Annotated in this window: 13 protein-coding genes and 1 pseudogene; 12 read left to right on the forward strand and 2 right to left on the reverse strand. The window is 71.7% G+C overall.

Going from position 1 to position 17,760, the window contains the following annotated elements:
• Positions 1–8: 8 nt before the first annotated feature.
• Positions 9–518, reverse strand: coding sequence for a DUF3515 family protein (locus tag ABEA39_RS01275; protein ID WP_345372309.1), 510 nt, complete (start codon positions 516–518; stop codon positions 9–11).
• A gap of 23 nt (positions 519–541) precedes the next feature.
• Between ABEA39_RS01275 and thiL the strand changes: the two genes are divergently transcribed.
• Positions 542–1,573 (forward strand): thiamine-phosphate kinase, encoded by a 1,032-nt coding sequence (gene thiL / locus ABEA39_RS01280; protein WP_345372311.1) that lies wholly within the window; start codon positions 542–544, stop codon positions 1,571–1,573.
• On the opposite strand, the gene rsmD is transcribed toward thiL, so the two are convergent.
• Positions 1,543–2,214, reverse strand: coding sequence for a 16S rRNA (guanine(966)-N(2))-methyltransferase RsmD (gene rsmD / locus ABEA39_RS01285; RefSeq protein WP_345372316.1), 672 nt, complete (start codon positions 2,212–2,214; stop codon positions 1,543–1,545). The two genes, thiL and rsmD, sit on opposite strands and share 31 nt — an antisense overlap.
• 72 nt (positions 2,215–2,286) lie before the next feature.
• Between rsmD and ABEA39_RS01290 the strand changes: the two genes are divergently transcribed.
• The 11 genes and pseudogenes from ABEA39_RS01290 to smc all read left to right on the forward strand — a co-directional run bounded on the left by ABEA39_RS01290 (position 2,287) and on the right by smc (position 17,658).
• The gene (locus ABEA39_RS01290) at positions 2,287–4,536 is read left to right on the forward strand and encodes an ATP-dependent DNA helicase RecG (RefSeq protein WP_345372320.1); all 2,250 of its coding nucleotides are present in this window, start codon (positions 2,287–2,289) and stop codon (positions 4,534–4,536) included.
• A 117-nt stretch (positions 4,537–4,653) separates the two neighbouring features.
• Entirely contained in the window at positions 4,654–5,136 is a 483-nt protein-coding gene (gene coaD / locus ABEA39_RS01295) for a pantetheine-phosphate adenylyltransferase (protein ID WP_345372323.1), read from the forward strand.
• A 96-nt stretch (positions 5,137–5,232) separates the two neighbouring features.
• Entirely contained in the window at positions 5,233–6,192 is a 960-nt protein-coding gene (locus tag ABEA39_RS01300; RefSeq protein WP_345373892.1) for an AAA family ATPase, read from the forward strand.
• A gap of 2 nt (positions 6,193–6,194) precedes the next feature.
• Entirely contained in the window at positions 6,195–7,478 is a 1,284-nt protein-coding gene (locus ABEA39_RS01305; protein ID WP_345372326.1) for a DUF58 domain-containing protein, read from the forward strand.
• A complete protein-coding gene (locus tag ABEA39_RS01310; protein ID WP_345372329.1) occupies positions 7,471–9,765 on the forward strand; it encodes a transglutaminase TgpA family protein in 2,295 nt (764 codons plus the stop codon). Before ABEA39_RS01305 ends, ABEA39_RS01310 begins: the two co-directional genes overlap by 8 nt.
• Before the next feature lie 17 nt (positions 9,766–9,782).
• Entirely contained in the window at positions 9,783–10,340 is a 558-nt protein-coding gene (locus ABEA39_RS01315; protein WP_345372333.1) for a YceD family protein, read from the forward strand.
• Positions 10,341–10,454: 114 nt separating this feature from the next.
• The gene (rpmF, locus tag ABEA39_RS01320; RefSeq protein WP_345372335.1) at positions 10,455–10,658 is read left to right on the forward strand and encodes a 50S ribosomal protein L32; all 204 of its coding nucleotides are present in this window, start codon (positions 10,455–10,457) and stop codon (positions 10,656–10,658) included.
• 105 nt (positions 10,659–10,763) lie between these two features.
• Positions 10,764–11,465: pseudogene (rnc, locus tag ABEA39_RS01325) on the forward strand (ribonuclease III); the annotation flags it as partial.
• Positions 11,466–11,654: 189 nt separating this feature from the next.
• Positions 11,655–12,647: an Fpg/Nei family DNA glycosylase gene (locus tag ABEA39_RS01330; RefSeq protein ID WP_345372337.1), complete on the forward strand. Its 993-nt coding sequence runs from the start codon at positions 11,655–11,657 to the stop codon at positions 12,645–12,647.
• 263 nt (positions 12,648–12,910) lie between these two features.
• Complete coding sequence (locus tag ABEA39_RS01335; RefSeq protein ID WP_345372341.1) at positions 12,911–13,915, forward strand: type IV toxin-antitoxin system AbiEi family antitoxin domain-containing protein; 1,005 nt, start codon at positions 12,911–12,913, stop codon at positions 13,913–13,915.
• A gap of 203 nt (positions 13,916–14,118) precedes the next feature.
• Positions 14,119–17,658 (forward strand): chromosome segregation protein SMC, encoded by a 3,540-nt coding sequence (gene smc / locus ABEA39_RS01340; protein WP_345372344.1) that lies wholly within the window; start codon positions 14,119–14,121, stop codon positions 17,656–17,658.
• Positions 17,659–17,760 lie beyond the last annotated feature (102 nt).

Below are 17,760 nucleotides of genomic sequence, written 5' to 3' on the forward strand. Positions count from 1 at the left end.
AGGCGAGATCAGGGGGTCGGCGTCGGCGCGGGAGTCGCGGAGGGCGTGGAGCCCGGGGCGTCGCTCGCCGATTCGCACTTCTTCGTCTGCTTGAGCGTGCCCACCGCGCTGCCGAGATCGAACAGCACGTTGCTCGAAGCGGCGCTCGACGCCACGACCTGCACGCCGGGAACCCGGCCGTAGGTCGTGTAGACGGCGGTCGACTTCTGCTGGTCGACGAGCCAGTCGACGCCCTCGACCGTGTAGCAGGCGAGGTCGGAGACGGCCGGGGTCGTGATCCCGCAGTGCAGCACCACGGCGGCGGGGGAGCCCCAGACGGCGGTGCCCTGGGCGTCGGTGTCGCGGATCGCGAACTTCGAATCGAGGGTTGTGGGCAGGTGGACCGTGACGTCCGCGCACCCGACCGTGTTCGCCAGGGGCGACGGGCTCAGCGAGACCGTCGACGAGCAGCCGGCCAGGACGGGCAGAGCGGCGGCCACGACGAGCAGGGAGACGAGGCGGCGCGACACGACAGACACGGCATTGACGTTACCGTGAAGCCATGGACGCCAGCCCCGCCGAACGAACCCCCGACACCGTCGGCAGCCTCGGCGAGGTCGCGACCCTGGCGCGGATCCTGCCGCATCTTCCCGCGGGCGACAGCACTCTACTCGGCCCCGGCGACGACGCCGCGGTCGTGAGCGCCCCCGATCGGCGGTTCGTCGTGACGACCGACCTGATGGTGCACGGCCCCGACTTCCGGCTGGCCTGGTCGCGGGCGTCCGACCTCGCCTGGCGCGCCGCGGCGTCGAACCTGTCCGACGTCGCCGCGATGGGCGCACGCCCGACGGCCCTGGTGGTCGCGCTGGCGGTCCCGGCGGAGACGACGGTCGCTTTCCTCGAGGAGTTCGCAGCCACCCTCAGGCTGGCCTGCGACACGCTCGCCCCCGGCACCGGAGTCGTCGGCGGCGACATGTCCGTCTCGCCGACCATGACCATCGCGATCACCGCGTTCGGCGACCTGGAGGGCCGCGCGCCGGTCCGTCGGGACGGCGCGGCGGTCGGAGACGTCGTGGCCGCGGCAGGCGTCCTCGGGCGCTCCCACCGCGGACTCGCACGGCTCTTCGCCGAGGCGGTCGACGACGAGGGCGCGCCGGATGCACGGATCGCCGACCGACTCCGGGCGAGCGACCCCGACGTGGCCTGGCATCTCGCGCCGCGTCCGCCGGTGGGCGACGGGGTGCTCGCGGCAGAGGCCGGTGCGACGAGCATGCTCGATCTGTCCGACGGACTGGCGCTGGACGCCGGGCGGGTGGCCCGGGCATCCCACGTGACTCTCGACCTCGACGGCGCAGCCCTCGGCGGTTCGCCCGCCGACGTGCGGAACGCCCTGGCCGGGGGAGAGGACCACACGCTGCTGGCGACGTTCCCTGCGGGCACGGCGCTGCCCGGGTCGTTCCGGGCCATCGGTCGGGTCGTGGAGGCCTCGGCCGACGGCGGGGTGACCCTCGACGGACGGGCTCTGGCTGCGGCCGGTGTCGGCGACGCGTCGGGCTGGGACCCCTACCGTGCCTGGTCGGGCGCCGCGGGCTGAGCCTCGGCGTGCTGAGGCGCGAGCTGGTCGGCCTCGGGCTGGTCGGCTTCGGGCGCGACGGCCTCGTCGGCGCGCACCCGCCGCGCCCACCACAGCACCGTGTCGCCGTACGACTTCGACGTCTCCCGCTCGAGGCCTTCGGGCCAGGTCGGCTCGCCGCTGCGGGACCGGCGCTCCACGACCACGAGCGCGTCGTCGTCGAGAGCGGGGACCAGCGCAGCCAGGTCGCCGGCGAGGTCGGAGTCGCCGAGATCGTAGGGCGGGTCGATGATCACGAGATCGTAGGATGCCCGGGCCGACTGCTCCACGAACGTGCGAACTGCTCGCACCGCCACCTCGACGGCCGGCGCTGCACCGCGGGGCGCCCGGCCCACCACGAGCTTCGCGTTCTCGCGGCACACCCGGGCGGCGGACGGAGCCTTCTCGACCAGCACCACCCGCGCTGCTCCGCGCGACGCCGCCTCGAGCCCGAGCGCACCCGTGCCCGCGTAGAGGTCGAGCACCCGCCGCCCCCGGATCTCGTCGCGCGCCTGGAGAGCGGAGAAGAGGGCCTCGCGAACCCGATCGCTCGTCGGGCGCGTGCCCGTCTTCGGCACGGCGAGGGTGGTGGAGCCGGCGAAACCGGAGATGATGCGAGTCACCCGCCCATCCTCGCAGGTGGTGGCCGTGCCGCCACAGCAGGCGGTGTCGGAGGGGCCGGGTAGCGTGGACCCGTGGCCACGACCTCCGTCACCGAGACGTCCCCGCTCGACGTCACCCTGAGCAACGCCCTGGGCGGCCGCACCGCCCAGGCCCTCCAGCGCGCCTTCGGCTTCCACACGGTCGGCGACCTCCTCACGCACTACCCGCGGCGGTACGCCCGGCGGGGCGAGCTGACCGCGCTCGACCAGCTGGCCATCGGCGAGAGCGTCACCATCGTGGCCGAGGTGCTCGACGTGCGCGAGCGCACCATGCGGGCGAGGCGCGGCTCGATCCTCGAGGTCCGTATCAGCGACGGCGCGGGCATCCTCACCCTCACGTTCTTCAACCAGGCCTGGCGGGCCAAAGACCTCGTCCCCGGTGTTCGTGGCATCTTCGCCGGCAAGGTGGGCGACTACCGCGGCAACCGGCAGCTCGCACACCCCGATTACGAGCTCTTCGAGTCCGGCGACGAACGAGGCGCCGAGGCGGGCGACGCGACGGCGCAGAAGTGGGCCAAGCAGCCGATCCCGATCTACCCGGCCAGCGCCTCCGTCGCCTCGTGGCAGGTCCAGAAGTCGGTCGAGGTGGCGCTCGACACGCTGCCGCCGCTGCCCGACTCGGTGCCGCCCGGCGTGCGGGCCGAGTTGCAGCTCCTGCCGTTGCGCGAGGCGTTCGAGAAGGTGCACCGCCCCGAGAAGGACCGCGACTGGAAGGCGGCCCGCGAGACGCTCAAGTTCGACGAGGCGTTCGTGCTGCAGGCCGCTCTGCTCCAGCAACGGGCCGAGCTCCGGCGGGTGAGCGCGGTGTCGCGCTCCCCGAAGGCCGACGGTCTGCTGGCCCGGTTCGACGCCGCCCTGCCCTTCGACCTCACCGGCGACCAGCGCGTGGTCGGCGACGAGATCTCGCGCGATCTGGCCTCCGACGTCCCGATGAACCGCCTCGTCCAGGGCGAGGTCGGATCCGGCAAGACCCTCGTCGCGCTCCGGGCCATGCTGGCGGTCGCCGAGAGCGGCGGGCAGTCGGCGCTGCTGGCACCCACCGAGGTGCTCGCGTCGCAGCACCTCCGGTCGATCGTCGCGACCCTCGGCCCCGACCTCAGCGCGCGGCTCCGGCCCGTGCTGCTGACCGGTCAGATGTCGACGGCCGAGCGTCGCAAAGCCACCCTCGCCATCGTCAGCGGGCAGGCCCACCTCGTCGTCGGTACCCACGCCCTCATCTCCGAGGCGGTCGAGTTCTACGACCTCGGCCTCGTCGTGGTCGACGAGCAGCACCGCTTCGGCGTCGAACAGCGCGAGGCGCTCCGGCGCAAGGGAGCGACCCCACCGCACGTGCTCGTCCTCACGGCCACGCCCATCCCGCGCACCGTCGCCATGACGGTGTTCGGCGACCTCGACGTCTCCACCATCGCCGAGCTCCCGCGGGGGCGGCAGCCCATCGAGTCGTTCGTGGTCGCCCTGCCCGACCACCCGGCGTGGATCAGCCGCGTCTGGGAGCGCGCTTCCGAAGAGATCGCCCGCGGCCGTCAGGTCTTCGTGGTGTGCCCCGCCATCGACGCCGCCCCGGGCGGCGAGAGCACCCTCGAGGCCGGCGATCCGCCCGACGAGGCAGGTGGGGCCGACGGTGTCGACGGAGCCGCGAGCACCGACGGGGCGCCGGACGCGCCTCGCCCGCTCGCGAGCGTGACCGGCGTGCTCGCCTCCCTCCGGCAGACTCCCGCTCTCGCAGGGCGCCGTATCGAACCCCTCCACGGACGCATGTCGTCCGCCGAGAAAGACGAGACCATGCAGGCCTTCGCCCGCGGCGAGATCGAGGTGCTCGTCGCGACCACCGTCATCGAGGTCGGAGTCGACGTTCCCAACGCCTCGACGATGGTGGTGCTCGACGCCGACCGGTTCGGCGTCTCGCAGCTCCATCAGCTCCGGGGTCGAGTCGGCCGAGGCGGATTCCCCGGGCTCTGCCTGCTCGTGACCACGAGCGAGGAGGGCACCGTGGCTCGCGAGCGGGTCGCCGCCGTCGCCTCGACCACCGACGGCTTCGAGCTAGCCCAGATCGACCTCGATCTGCGCCGCGAGGGCGATGTCCTCGGCAGCACGCAGTCGGGAGGCCGATCGGGGCTGCGGCTGCTGCGAGTGGCCCACGACGGCGACGTCATCCAGCTCGCTCGAGAGCACGCGCACGACGTGATCGAGGCCGATCCCACTCTCGCCGAGCATCCCGCGCTCCGGGCCGCGCTCGCGCGCCGACTCGACGAGGGCAGCCGGGCATCGCTGTCGAAGAACTGAACCTCGCGTGAACGCCGGGCGCTGCACGCACCAGCCGCCGCTGCGGGGGCGAGGGGCCCCGAACGGGCGACAGCCGACGGGCAGACGCGAGCCACCCTCGCCGGATAGGGTGAGCGGATGAGCACGATCGCCGTCGTCCCCGGGTCCTTCGATCCGGTGACCCTGGGCCACCTCGACGTGATCGCGCGGGCCTCCGGCCTCTTCGACGAGGTCCACGTCCTCGTCGTGCACAATCCCGGCAAGAAGGCGTTCATCCCCCTCGAACAGCGCGTCGCCCTCATCGAGGCCTCCGCGCGCGACGCCTCGTTGCCCGAGTCCGTCCGGGTCGCGAGCTGGAGCGAGGGCCTCCTCGTCGACTACTGCACGCAGGTCGGGGCCAAGGTGCTGGTCAAGGGCATCCGGTCGCAGGTCGACGTGGCCTACGAGACGCCGATGGCCGTCGTCAACCGCGACCTCGTCGGCGTCGAGACGATCTTCATGCTCCCCGACCCGTCGCATGCGCTGGTATCGAGTTCGCTGGTCCGGCAGGTATCCTCTCTCGGAGGTGACGTGTCACCGTATGTGCCCGCAGCCGTCGCCTCCTACCTCCGAGACGCCTGACTCCGAATCCGGGGAGGAGAGCCCATGACGACGACGACGACAGACACCCACTCCGCGGCCGAGAGCCACGAGTCCGGTGCCTCCGGCCTGCCGCCCATGCCTCTCGAGGAGGTCCAGCAGAACGCCCGCCGTATCCTCGACGCCGTCGCCACGGTCATCGACGGCAAGGCGGGCGCCATCTCGACGGCCCTGACCGTCCTCCTGGCCGAGGGTCACCTGCTCATCGAGGACGTCCCCGGCGTCGGCAAGACCCAACTGGCGCGAGCGCTCGGCAAGGCGGTGGACGCGAAGGTCAACCGCATCCAGTTCACTCCCGACCTGCTGCCCTCCGACATCACCGGCGTCTCCATCTTCGAGCGCCAGCGCGGCGAGTTCGAGTTCAAGCCCGGCCCCGTCTTCGCGAACATCGTCATCGGCGACGAGATCAACCGGGCCTCGCCCAAGACGCAGTCCGCCCTGCTGGAGAGCCTCGAAGAGCGCCAGGTCACGGTCGACGGCATCTCGCATCCGCTGCCCAATCCCTTCCTCGTGGTCGCGACCCAGAACCCGGTCGAGATGGAGGGCACCTACTCGCTGCCCGAGGCCCAGCGAGACCGGTTCATGGCGCGCATCTCGCTCGGCTATCCCGACGCCGAGAGCGAGTTGCGGATGCTCCGGCAGCGAGAGACCGCCAGCCCCCTCGACAGCCTCGAGCCGCTGGTCTCCCTCCTCGACCTCCGGCGCATGATCACGTCGGTCCGGGCGGTCTACGCCGCGGCGGTGGTCGAGCGGTACGCGGTCTCGATCGTGCAGGCGACCCGTGTGCATCCCGACCTCCGCCTCGGCGCGAGCCCGAGAGCGACCCTGCAGCTGATGCGGGCGGCCAAGTCGTGGGCGGCGTTGAACGGCCGACGCTACGTGATCCCCGACGACGTCGACGCCCTGAGCGGGCCGGTGCTCTCGCACCGTCTCGTCCTCGCCGGCCGCACCGGTGCCGGTGCCGTCTCGGCGGCCGCCGACATCGTGCAGTCGATCGTCGCCGCCACCCCTGTGCCCCTCGACGAGGCGTCGCGCTGACCGTGGCCGACGTCGCCGGCTCCGAGGTCACCGAGCGGGGCGGGTTCGCCTTCTGGCCGCGCCCGACCTCGCGAGGCGTCGGCGCGCTCGTCGCCGGATTCGTCCTGGGCGCGCTCGGCTACCTTCTCGCCTCGATGCCGCTCGTCTTCGCGGGCGTCGTGCTCCTCGTGCTCGTGGTGGCCGCTCTCGTCACCGTGGCGGTCCGTCCGCCCGTTCTGACCGCGACCCGACGTTTCTCGCCCGACCGCGCGGTCGCGGGCCGGGACGTCGCCGAAGCCCTCACCCTGGCCACGACGGCCCGGCATCCGGTGGCCGTCCGCGTCCGCGACACGCTCGACTGGCGCCGAATGGCGAAGGACGAGTCGGCCGAGGGCACCATCGAGGCGAGCGGCCGCGCCGGTGTCTCCTTCCTCCACCTCGACCTGCCGCGAGGCCGCCATCGCGTGGGTCCCGCCCGGGTCGAGGTCGTCGAGTCCTTCGGCCTGGCCCGCCGCCTCGTGCTCGTGCCCGGTCGCACCGAGCTCGTCGTCATCCCCGACGTGGTCTCCATCGGAGGCGGGCGCGAGTCGCGGTCGCTCGGCGAAGGTGCTCGGCAGCGACGCGACCACAGCCTCGCCGGCGGCCAGGACGACCCGATCACGCGCGAGTACCGCCGCGGCGACCCCATGCGACGCGTCCACTGGCGGGCGACGGCGCGGCAGGGCGAGTTGATGGTCCGTCAAGAGGAGCAGCACGGCCTGCCGAGCGCTCGGGTGGTGCTGCCTCTCGATTCGTCGAACTGGCGGGATGCGCATCCCACGTCCGGTTCCGGTGCCTCGGTCAGCGAGGGCTTCGAGTGGGCGGTGTCCATGGCCGCGTCGATCGCGGTAGAACTCGGCCTGGCCGGGTCGCAGACGCGTGTGATCGACCTCGGCGGCGGCACCCTCGCGCTGCACGACCCGTCGTCGACGCCGCTGTTCCTCGAGCTCCTGGCCGATGTGGCACTGGGCGGAGCGGCGCACGAGCGCAGCCCGGAGCCGGCGCCGCGCGAGCCCATCGTGGCCCTCGTGTCGACCCTCACCGCCGCCGAAGTCGAGCGGCTGGGCGGTCTCCGCGGCCCGGGCGTGCCCGGCGTCGCTCTCGTCGTGCACCTCGACGACGACGTCCTGACCGCTCCCGACACGGCCCCCGACTCGCCGCGCGACGTGGTGGCGGCCCTTCGCGAGTCCGGTTGGTCCGTGGTGGAGACCACCGCCACCGCCGATCGGGCCGCGGTCCTGGGGTTGCCGGGGGTGCTCGGTGGTTGACCTCGTGACGCCGCCGACGCGGCCCGTCCCACCGAGCCCGGCGACACCGCCGCGGCCCGACGCCGACCTGCCCGATCGCTTCGCTCCGGGCAATGCGCGCTGGCTCCAGACCGCCATCCTGTGGGTCGCCCTCGTCGCGAGCGTGGGCTCGCTGCAGCCGCTCTTCCAGGGCATCGGGTGGTGGGCCGTCGCCTCGGGGGTCGCCGCCCTCGTCCTCGGCTTCGCCGCCGCCGCTCGCGCCGCCCACTGGCCGTCGCTCGTGGCCTGGTTCGTCGGGGTCGTCGTGGCCGCGCTCACGTCCACGTTCGTCGTCTCCGGCGGCACCGCCGTCGCGGGGGTGATCCCCACCTCCGACACGCTGGAGCGGGTCCGTCTCCTGATGGACCAGGCCCGCGAGAGCATCGTGGGCGACCAGGCCCCCGTCCACGTCAGCGACGCGCTCCTCGCGGTCGTGGTCGTCTCCGTCGCGGCCGCGGCCCTCCTGATCGACCTCGTCTCCCGTGTCGGTCGGATGCCCGGGCTCAGCGGCGCCGTGCTCGCCGTGATCGTCGTCGTCCCCTCCCTGATCCCCGACATCGAGCCCGCGTGGGGCTGGGTGATCGTCGCCGTCGCCGCCTTCCTCGCGCTGCTGATCGTCTCGACCGGGCGCCGCCCCTCGCGCACCGGCGTCGTGACCGGGGTCGCCGCCCTGGTCGTCGCCGGGGTCGTGACCGCCCTCCTGCCGCTCTCCGCCGTCTCGCCCATCACGGGCGTCGGCTCGGCGACGGGGATCTCCACCGGGGTGAACCCCGTGATCAACCTCGGCAACGACCTCCGCCGAGGCACCTCGGTGCAGGTGCTGAGCTACACGACGACGTCGACGGCGGGGGAGTACCTCAAGCTCACCGACATCCGCAACTTCTCCGGGCGTTCGTGGAGCCCCGACCCCGTGACGGTCGACCCGAAGAACGCCGTCACGAACCTCCCGGCGGCTCCGGGCGTGTCCGACTCGACGAAACGGTCGCGCGTGACGACCGACGTGTCGATCAGCCTCCTCCGCAGCCCGTACCTGCCGGTCCCGGTGCCGGCGGCGCGCGTGACCGGTATCGACTCGAAATGGAAGTACGTCGACGCCTCCGGGGTCACCGTCCGCTCCACCACCGAGGGCACCCAGGGCCTCGACTACACCGTCGTCTCGAACCCCGTCGCCCCGACCCGGTCGCAGATCATCGCGTCGCTGTCCGAGCCCGTCCCGGACATGAGCGCGTACCTCAGCGTGAAGGGCGTGCCCGCCTCCATCACCCGCCTGGCCGAGCGGGTCACCTCGGGCACCGGCAACAAGTTCGACGCCGCCGTCGCCCTTCAGGACTACTTCCGCAGCGGCGACTTCACCTATTCAGAAGACACGCCCGTCCAGCAGGGCTACGACGGCACCGGGCTGGACGACGTCGAGACCTTCCTGCAGCGCAAGAGCGGGTACTGCATCCACTTCGCCTCGGCGATGGCTGTGATGGCGCGCACCCTCGGCATCCCGTCCCGCATGGCCGTCGGCTTCCTCCCCGGCACCCAGGCCTCCGCAGGCACCGATTCCCCCTGGACCGTCACGAGCAACGACCTCCACACCTGGCCAGAGCTGTACTTCCAGGGCCTCGGCTGGGTGCCTTTCGAGCCGACCGTCGGTCAGGGCACGACGGCCGCGTATCTCCAGCAGACGGGCACCGACGCCACGCCCGCTCCGACCGCGACACCCGTGCCCACGGCGACGGCCGGCACCACCGCCCAGCCGACGGCCACCGCCTCCGCGACCCCGACCTCGAGCACCGGCGCCGACGACTCGGCCTCGTCGTCCACCGGCAGTGCCTCATCGGCCGGTCCGGTCACCCTCTCCACCGTCGGCATCCTCGTCCTGCTCCTCCTGCTCGCGATACCCTGGTGGCTGAGGCGCGCGCGTCGCCGCCGCCGGCTGTCTGAGCTCCCGCCCGACTCGGCCCTCGCCGCCTGGCGCGAGGTCGTCGACTCGGCCCGCGACCTGGGTGTCGACGTCGACCCGGGAGCCACCCCCGGTGCGACGGCGGCCTCCCTCCACAGCTTCTTGAAGGAGAGCGGAGCGCGGGATGCACTGCGCCGGCTCCTGGGGAGCCTCGAGAACGAGCGCTTCGGCCAGGCGACGGGCGAAGCCGGGGTGCAGGAGGCCGCGCGGGCCGTGATCGACGGGCTCCGTGCATCCTCGTCGCCGCTTCGCCGGGTCCGGGCCTCGCTCGCGCCGAGGAGCCTCTTTGTGGAGCAGCGCCCGCGAACGGCGGAGTGAGCGTACACTTTTCGCTCGTGCCTCATTTCGAAAAGACCCCTTATACCGTTCCGGTGTACGACCTGATGCACCGTCCCGGCGAGATGCGCGAGAGTCAGCTCGACATCGCCGCCCCGTCGAAACTCGGCGAAGGCCTCACTGCCGTCGCGGAGGGCTCGCCGGTCGACATCGACCTCCGCATCGAGAGTCTCCACGACGGTCTGCTGACGTCGGGGCACGTGTCGGCGACGGCCACGGGCGAGTGCTCGCGCTGCCTCAAGGCCATCGAACAGAGTGTCGAGGTCGATTTCGCCGAGCTTTTCGCGTACGCTGTGGACGAAGCTTTTGACTACCAGGTTCAAGAAGATCACATCGATCTCGAGCCGGTCGTCAGAGATGCAGTGGTTCTCTCACTGCCCTTCCAACCGGTTTGCCGGCCTGACTGCCCAGGTCTCGACCCCGAAACGGGCGAGCGTGTGGAAGACATGGTCGACTACCACCCCCGTGAAGTGCTCGATCCCCGGTGGTCGGCGCTGTCGCAACTGGCAAGCGAAAGCGTCGCCGGCGAGACCACGGACTCCAAGCCCACCGACTAGTTCGGAGCGAGGGCTGAAGAAAGCCCCCGTGTGTGCGGGTGAGCGTCCAGCTCATGCAGCACGATCCGACCAGCACCACAGACCTCGCGTCTGAGACACAGAGAAGAGACAGCCATGGCCGTTCCCAAGCGCAAGCAGTCGCGCTCCAACACGCACGCTCGTCGTTCGCAGTGGAAGGCCACTCCGGCGACGCTCGTCAAGACCATCGAGGGTGGCAAGACCGTCTACAGCCTCCCTCACCGTGCCAAGGTCGTCGAAGACTCCGCCGGCACCGCCCTGTACCTCGAGTACAAGGGCCGCAAGGTCGCCGACATTTGATCTGCTCCGCGACCGCGGGCGTGAGCCTCGGTCGCGAGTCGTCCGGTTGCTCCGTGTGTCTTCACCGACACGGCGAGCATCCCTCGGCACAGTAAGATGACGAACATGAATCAGCCCGCGTCAGGTCCCGCACCTGACCGGGCTGATCTTGTGTCGTACCTCGGTGTCGCCGTCACGCCCGAGCTCCTCGAGCTCGCCCTGACCCACCGCTCGTACGCGTACGAGCACGGCGGCATCCGCAACAACGAGCGCCTCGAGTTCCTCGGCGACTCCATCCTCGGTCAGGCCGTCACGGTCATGCTCTACACCGAGAACCCCGACCTCGACGAGGGCGATCTGGCCAAGCGCCGCGCCAGCCTCGTCTCGACGGTCGCCCTGGCCGAAGTGGCCGAGCACATCGGCCTCGGCCGGTACGTCCTCCTCGGCCGCGGCGAAGAGATGACCGGCGGGCGCCAGAAGCACTCCATCCTCGCCGACACCGTCGAGGCGGTCATCGGCGCGACCTACCTCGACGCCGGACCGCAGGCGGCGACAGGCCTGGTCATGCGGCTGATCGCCCCCCTGCTGGCGAACCCCGACCGGTTCGGTGCCGCGATGGACCCGAAGACGAGCCTCCAAGAGCTCTCGTCGTCCCTCGGCCGCGGCATGCCCAACTACGTCATCAGCGACTCCGGCCCTGACCACGACAAGCGCTTCCACGCCATCGTCCGCCTCGGCAAAGACGAGATCGCGTCGGGCGTCGGCAGCAGCAAGAAGGCGGCCGAGATGGGCGCCGCCCTCGAGGCGTGGACCTTGCTGAGCGCGCCGGCCTCGGCCACCGCCGGAGCGAAGGGCGCGGCCGACATCCTGAGCCGGGCCGGTGACCGGGCGGACGCCTCGGCGCTTGCCGGGTCCGACGTCGACGAGCGGGCCGAAGTCGACGAGCGGGCCGACGCCTCCGCGCTTGCCGGTGCCGACGCCGACGACCGGGCCGACGCGGTCGGCGGCTCCCGCTAGGTGCCCGAACTCCCCGAGGTCGAGGTCGTCCGCGCCGGCCTCCACCCCGCCGTCACCGGCGCCGTCGTCCAGCGCGTCGAGGTGCTCGAACCCCGCTCGCTCCGCCGCCACCCCGGCCCGGAGGAGGACTTCGTCGACCGCCTCACCGGCGCCACGATCCACTCCGCGGTGCGGCGGGGCAAGTTCCTCTGGTTCCCGTACGCGCCTGCGTCGGGCGAGGGGGACGTGCATCCCGCGCTCGTGGCGCATCTCGGCATGAGCGGACAGGTGCTGCTGCGCGGTCGCGACCAGCCCGACGACCGTCTGCTGCGGATCCGGCTCGACCTCGTGCATCCCACCCTCGGCGACGTCCGCCTGGCGTTCGTCGACCAGCGCATCTTCGGCTCCATGGCCCTCGACGAGACGGAAGCGACCCCCGACGGGCGCGAGGCCGGCTACTCGGGCGCCGCCCTGCTCGGGAGTTCGCTGCCGGTGCCTTTGCCAGATCATGGGTCGGAAACGAGCCCGGGGGATGCACGGTCCTGGGCCACACGGATCCCGCACCAGGTGGCGCACATCGCCCGCGACCCCCTCGACCCCGCGTTCGACGAGCGCCTCTTCTTCGAGCGGTTGCTCGCCCGGAAGTCCGGCGTGAAGCGCGCCCTTCTCGACCAGGGCCTCGTCTCCGGCATCGGCAACATCTACGCCGACGAGTCGCTCTGGGCCGCGAAGATCCACTTCGAGCAGTCGTGCCACACGCTGTCGCGGCGGCGGGCGGGGTTGCTGCTGCTCGAGGTGCGGGCCGTTCTCTACAAGGCGCTGGCCGAGGGCGGCACCAGTTTCGACGCGCAGTACGTGAACGTGAACGGGCAGTCGGGCTACTTCTCGCACAGCCTCAACGCGTACGGGCAGCAGGGCAAGCCGTGCCCCCGGTGCGGCACCCTCATCGTGCGGGAGGCCTTCATGAATCGCTCGAGTCACTTCTGTCCGCGCTGTCAGCGGCTCCGCCCTTAGCGCGCCCGCTGCCCCGCGCCGCTGCCCCGCGCCGCTGCCGCCGCGCCGGCTGCCCGGTGCCGCGCCGGCTGCCCGGTGCCGCGCCGGGCACCTCGCTTGCGGCGAGCGATCCAGTCCGCGGACTAGATCTTGTGCCGCATGCGAGGGTGCTCGCCCCACCGACGACCTGCCACCTCCTCTCCACACCCGTCGGCAAGGCGAGAGTTGTCCACAGATGCTCTCCGCATCGATGAGCTCGGCCTTCCCCTTGCCAGTCTGGGCGCATGCCTCCACTCCACGAGCCCCTCCCGCAGCCCTTCGCGCCCGGCGACTTCGTCTCCACCGGGCGCGACGACCGCGGCCTGCGCCGACTGGCCGAGCGCGGACTCCTGGTCCGTGTGGTTCGAGGTGCCTACGTCCCTTCCGAGACCTGGCAGGCGTTCAGCCCTCGGCAGCGCTACCTGACACTCGTCCAGGCGAGTCTCAGCCGACTCGACGGGGCGCTCACCGCCTCGCATTGGTCAGCGGCTGCCGTCTGGGGCTTCCCGGTTCCGAAGAGCTGGCCCAAGGTGGTCGAGACCATCGACGAGCGTCGCGAGTCCAGCAGCCGAACCTCGCGGATCATCCGACGGCCCGGCACGATCGACCCTGGCGACCTCGTCGACTGGCACGGGGTCCGGGTCACCTCACCGGCGAGGACTGCGACCGATCTCGCACTCACCTACGGGTTCGACGACGGGGTGTTGGTCATGGACTTCGCCCTGCATTCCGCCCTCGGCGAGCACGAGCGACTCCGCGAGGAGATCAAAGTGCAGATCGAAGCGCAGATCGAGCAGCGACCGCACCTGCGTCGGGCACGAGCGGCGAGGGCAGCCGTCGATTTCGCCGATCCACTGGCGGAGTCGCCGCTCGAGACCATCAGCCGAATCACCATTGCTCGTCAGCGATTCCCTGCGCCGACCCTGCAAGAGACGCTGGCCGACGACGCGGGCACCATCGGGCGGCCCGACTGCTGCTGGCGTGAGTACGGCCTGCTCGGCGAGGTGGACGGCGACCTCAAGTACACCGACCCGGCCTTCATGGGCGGTCGCTCTGCCGCCCAGGTCGTTCGGAACGAGAAGACTCGTCAAAGGCGCTTCGAGAACCTGCCGTGGGTGAGGCGCGTGGTCCGGTGGGGCGCTCGCGAGGCCCGAGATCCTCAGGCGCTCTCGAGCATTCTGAGCGCCGCCGGTCTTCCGCGGCTTCCGGCCCGAGAGGCGCTCGTCCTGCCGGGAAGGAGAACAGCATGATCCTCGGGGCGGTTGCCGCTTTCGTACGCCACGCAGGGCTCCTCTTGATCCGCGGGCAGACAGCGGCGCGCACGCGCCAGCGCTGCCGCGGAACGGCCCGACACGCCGGTACCCTAGGGGCAGCGCGGCCGAGAGCCGGGCTAGCGGGGCGCAGGGCCCCGCGGCAGGGCCGGCGAGAAGCCGGGGCGGAGGAGGCACGGGGCGTGTACCTGAAGAGCCTCACCCTCAAGGGCTTCAAGTCGTTCGCCCAGCCCACCACCTTCGCGTTCGAGCCCGGCGTCACGTGTGTCGTCGGGCCCAACGGCTCCGGTAAGAGCAACGTCGTCGACGCCCTCGCCTGGGTCATGGGCGAGCAGGGGGTCAAGACGCTCCGCGGCGGCAAGATGGAGGACGTCATCTTCGCCGGCACCTCCACCCGAGGCCCGCTCGGGCGAGCGCAGGTCGTGCTCACGATCGACAACTCCGACGGCGCCCTGCCGATCGCCTACACCGAGGTGACGATCAGCCGCACCCTGTTCCGCAACGGGGGCAGCGAGTACGCGATCAACGGCGACAACTGCCGTCTGCTCGACGTGCAAGAGCTGCTGAGCGACTCGGGCCTCGGCCGCGAGATGCATGTCATCGTCGGTCAGGGGCAGCTCGACGCCGTGCTCCGGGCCACCCCTGAAGAGCGCCGCGGCTTCATCGAAGAGGCCGCGGGCATCCTCAAGCACCGCCGCCGAAAAGAGAAGACGCTCCGCAAGCTCGAGGCGATGCAGACCAACCTCACCCGCCTGAGCGATCTGGCGGGCGAGATCCGGCGGCAGCTCAAGCCCCTGGGGCGTCAGGCGGAGATCGCGCGCGAGGCGCAGGGCATCGCCAGCATCGTGAGGGATGCCCGGGCGAGGCTCCTCGCCGACGAAGTGGTGGGTCTCCGCACGGTCCTGACGGCGCAGTCCCGCAGCGAGGCGGAGCGCAAGAGCGAGCGCATCGTGCTGCAGGAGCAGCTCGATCAGAACAAGCTCCGCGAGCAGCGCCTCGAGCAGGCGATGGTCGGCGACGCCGTCGACGATGCCCGTCGGGTCGCTTTCGGGCTCGAGTCCGTCCAGGAGCGTCTGCGGAGTCTGTCCAGCCTGGCCAACCAGCGCCTCACTCTGCTGGCCCAGCAGGCGGACTCGCCGGGAGTCGTCTCGAGCGTGAGCTCCGGCATGGTGGCCGATGCCCGCGACGAGGCCGAGCGACTGCAGGAGGGGGTGGCCGACGCGGAGCTGGCCGTGGCGCAGGCGGCGGCCGAGGTCGCGACGACCCGGGCGTCCCTCGACTCCCTCGACGACGAGATCGCGGCGCAGAGTGCTCTCGTCTCGAAACACGATCTGGAAGTGGCTCGACTCGCAAGCGGCGTCGAGGTCGCGCGCTCCAAGCTCGCGGCCGTGCGCGGCGAGCAGTTGCGGCAGACGAACGCGCTGGAGGCCTCCGAGGCACGGCGCGACGGCAGCCGGGCGGAGTTCGCCGCCCTCGAGAAGGAGGCCCCTCGCATCCCGGCGGACGGCGACGAGTCGCCCGGGGTCGACCTTCCCGCGGCGGTCCAGGCGGCGGAGTCCCGGGTCGGCGACTCCCAGCAGCAGGTCGACACCTTGCGCGACGAGTTGCACGGGCTCGAGCGCGAGCGCGACTCCCTGGCCGCCCGGGCGAGCGCTTTGTCGAGCGCTCTCGACCAGAAGGACGCCTCGAGCGCCCTCGTGAAGGCCGCGCGCCCCGGTGTCCTCGGCCTCGTCGCCGAGCACGTGCAGGTGGCCCCGGGCTACGAGGCCGCCATCGCCGCGGCGCTCGGCGTCGTCGCCGACGCCGTCCTGGCCGAGACCCGTGAGGCCGCATTCGACGCCGTGGCCCACGTCACGGCGGAAGACCTCGGTCGCGTCGGAGTCGTCGTCGCCTCGCCGGCCCGCGAGACCGCGCCTCAGTCGTTCGACCTGCCCACCGGAGCGGTCACCGCCGTGTCCGTCGCGACGGCACCGGCCGGGATCCTCGGGGTGCTCGCCGACACGGTGCTCGCCGACGACCTCGGGGTCGCCCGCCGGGTGTCCGAGTCGCTCGCCCGCACCGAACGGCCGGTCACGGTCATCACACGCGCCGGAGAGGTGCTGACCGACTACGTCGTGCGCGGCGGTTCAGCCGGCGGCCGGTCCCGGCTCGAACTCGTGGCCGACCGCGACGCCGCAGCCGAGTCGCTGACGTCGGTCAGCGTCCGGATCGAGACGGTCGCGGCCGACCTCGAGGCGGCGCGTCAGACACTGTCCGCCGCGAAGACGGAGGCGAAGGAGGCCGCGGCCGCCGCCCGTGAGCACGAGACCCGTCTGGCCGCCCACACGCAACGTGCCGGTCGGCTCCGCGCCCAGCTCGAGGCCGCTGAAGCCGAGGCCGAGCGGTTGTCCGGGGCCCTGGCCGCCTCCGCCGAGAACGTCCACCAGGCGGAGCGCGCCGTGGCAGCAGCTGTCGCCGCGCACGACGAGTACAGCAGCCGGCCGCGACCGATCCTCGACGTGTCCGCCCGCGACGGCGTGCTGGCCGAGGTCGAGAACGCGCGAGGCGTCGAGATCGAGAAGCGGATCCAGCTCGAGACGATCCGAGAGCGTGTCCGAGCCGAGGTCGCCCGGGCGAACCAGTTGCAGAAGCAGTTGCACGAGCAAGAGGCTGCGGCCGAGGAGCACGCGCGGCAGACCGTCGTCCGGCAGCGCGAGATGGCGGCGACGTCGTCGGTGCTCGAAGCCCTCCCCGCCGTGCTCGACGCCGTCGACCGGTCGGTGGCCGAGGCGCGGGCCGTCCTGGCGCAGCGGGAGTCCGAGCGATCGGTGCAGAACGAAGAGCTCGCCTCGCTCCGCCGCGAAGAGCGCGAGATGCGCGAGCGGCTCCACACGCTGACCGAGAACGTGCACGGCCTCGAGATGGAGATCTACGAGAAGAAGCTCCACCTTTCGGGGCTTCTCGAGCGGGCGGGGTCCGAGTTGGGCCTCGTCGAGAGCGTCCTCGTCGACGAGTACGGCCCCGAGGTGCCGATCCCCGGGCCGACCGAGGAAGACGAGCCCGTCCCCTTCGACCGCGACCAGCAGAAGAAGCGCCTCGCCGCGGCGGAACGCACCCTGGCCCAGCTCGGCCGCGTCAATCCGCTGGCCCTCGAAGAGTTCGCGGCCCTCGAGCAGCGCCACAAGTTCTTGACCGACCAGCTCACCGACCTCACGTCGACGCGAAAAGACTTGCTCACGATCATCGAGGAGATCGACGAGAAGATGCAGGTCATCTTCAAGAGCGCCTTCGACGACACGAAGGAGGCGTTCAACCGGGTCTTCCCGATCCTCTTCCCGGGCGGCAGCGGCAGCATCCACCTCACCGACCCCGAAAACCTCCTCGAGACGGGCATCGAAGTCACGGTCAAGCCGGCGGGCAAGAAGATCGAGCGCCTGTCGCTGCTCTCCGGCGGCGAACGGTCGCTGGCCGCGGTCGCCCTGCTCATCGCCATCTTCAAGGCGCGGCCCAGCCCGTTCTACATCATGGACGAGGTCGAGGCCGCCCTCGACGACGCCAACCTCGGGCGCCTGCTCACCATCTTCCAAGACCTCCGCGAGTCCTCGCAGCTGATCGTGATCACCCACCAGAAACGCACGATGGAGATCGCCGACGCGCTGTACGGCGTCTCCATGCGGCAAGACGGCGTCTCGGCGGTGGTCGGCCAGCGGGTCGTGACTCCCGAAGCCGCTCCGGCCACCTGAGCCGGGCATCCCCGTTTTCAACGGGAGAGCGGGGGATGCCCGGGGCGGCGTCACCCGGAGCTCCCGCCCGAACGGGGTCGGGCGTCGTCGGTCGCCCGGACG

The sequence above is a fragment of the Frondihabitans cladoniiphilus genome (assembly GCF_039544345.1).
Lineage (GTDB): Bacteria > Actinomycetota > Actinomycetes > Actinomycetales > Microbacteriaceae > Frondihabitans > Frondihabitans cladoniiphilus.

What these genes read in the sequence shown, in the direction of transcription:
- thiL (WP_345372311.1), top strand. Translation starts at nt 542, where the DNA reads ATGGACGCCAGCCCCGCCGAACGAACCCCCGACACCGTCGGCAGCCTC.
- coaD (WP_345372323.1), top strand. Translation starts at nt 4,654, where the DNA reads ATGAGCACGATCGCCGTCGTCCCCGGGTCCTTCGATCCGGTGACCCTG.
- ABEA39_RS01300 (WP_345373892.1), top strand. Translation starts at nt 5,233, where the DNA reads ATGCCTCTCGAGGAGGTCCAGCAGAACGCCCGCCGTATCCTCGACGCC.
- rpmF (WP_345372335.1), top strand. Translation starts at nt 10,455, where the DNA reads ATGGCCGTTCCCAAGCGCAAGCAGTCGCGCTCCAACACGCACGCTCGT.
- ABEA39_RS01335 (WP_345372341.1), top strand. Translation starts at nt 12,911, where the DNA reads ATGCCTCCACTCCACGAGCCCCTCCCGCAGCCCTTCGCGCCCGGCGAC.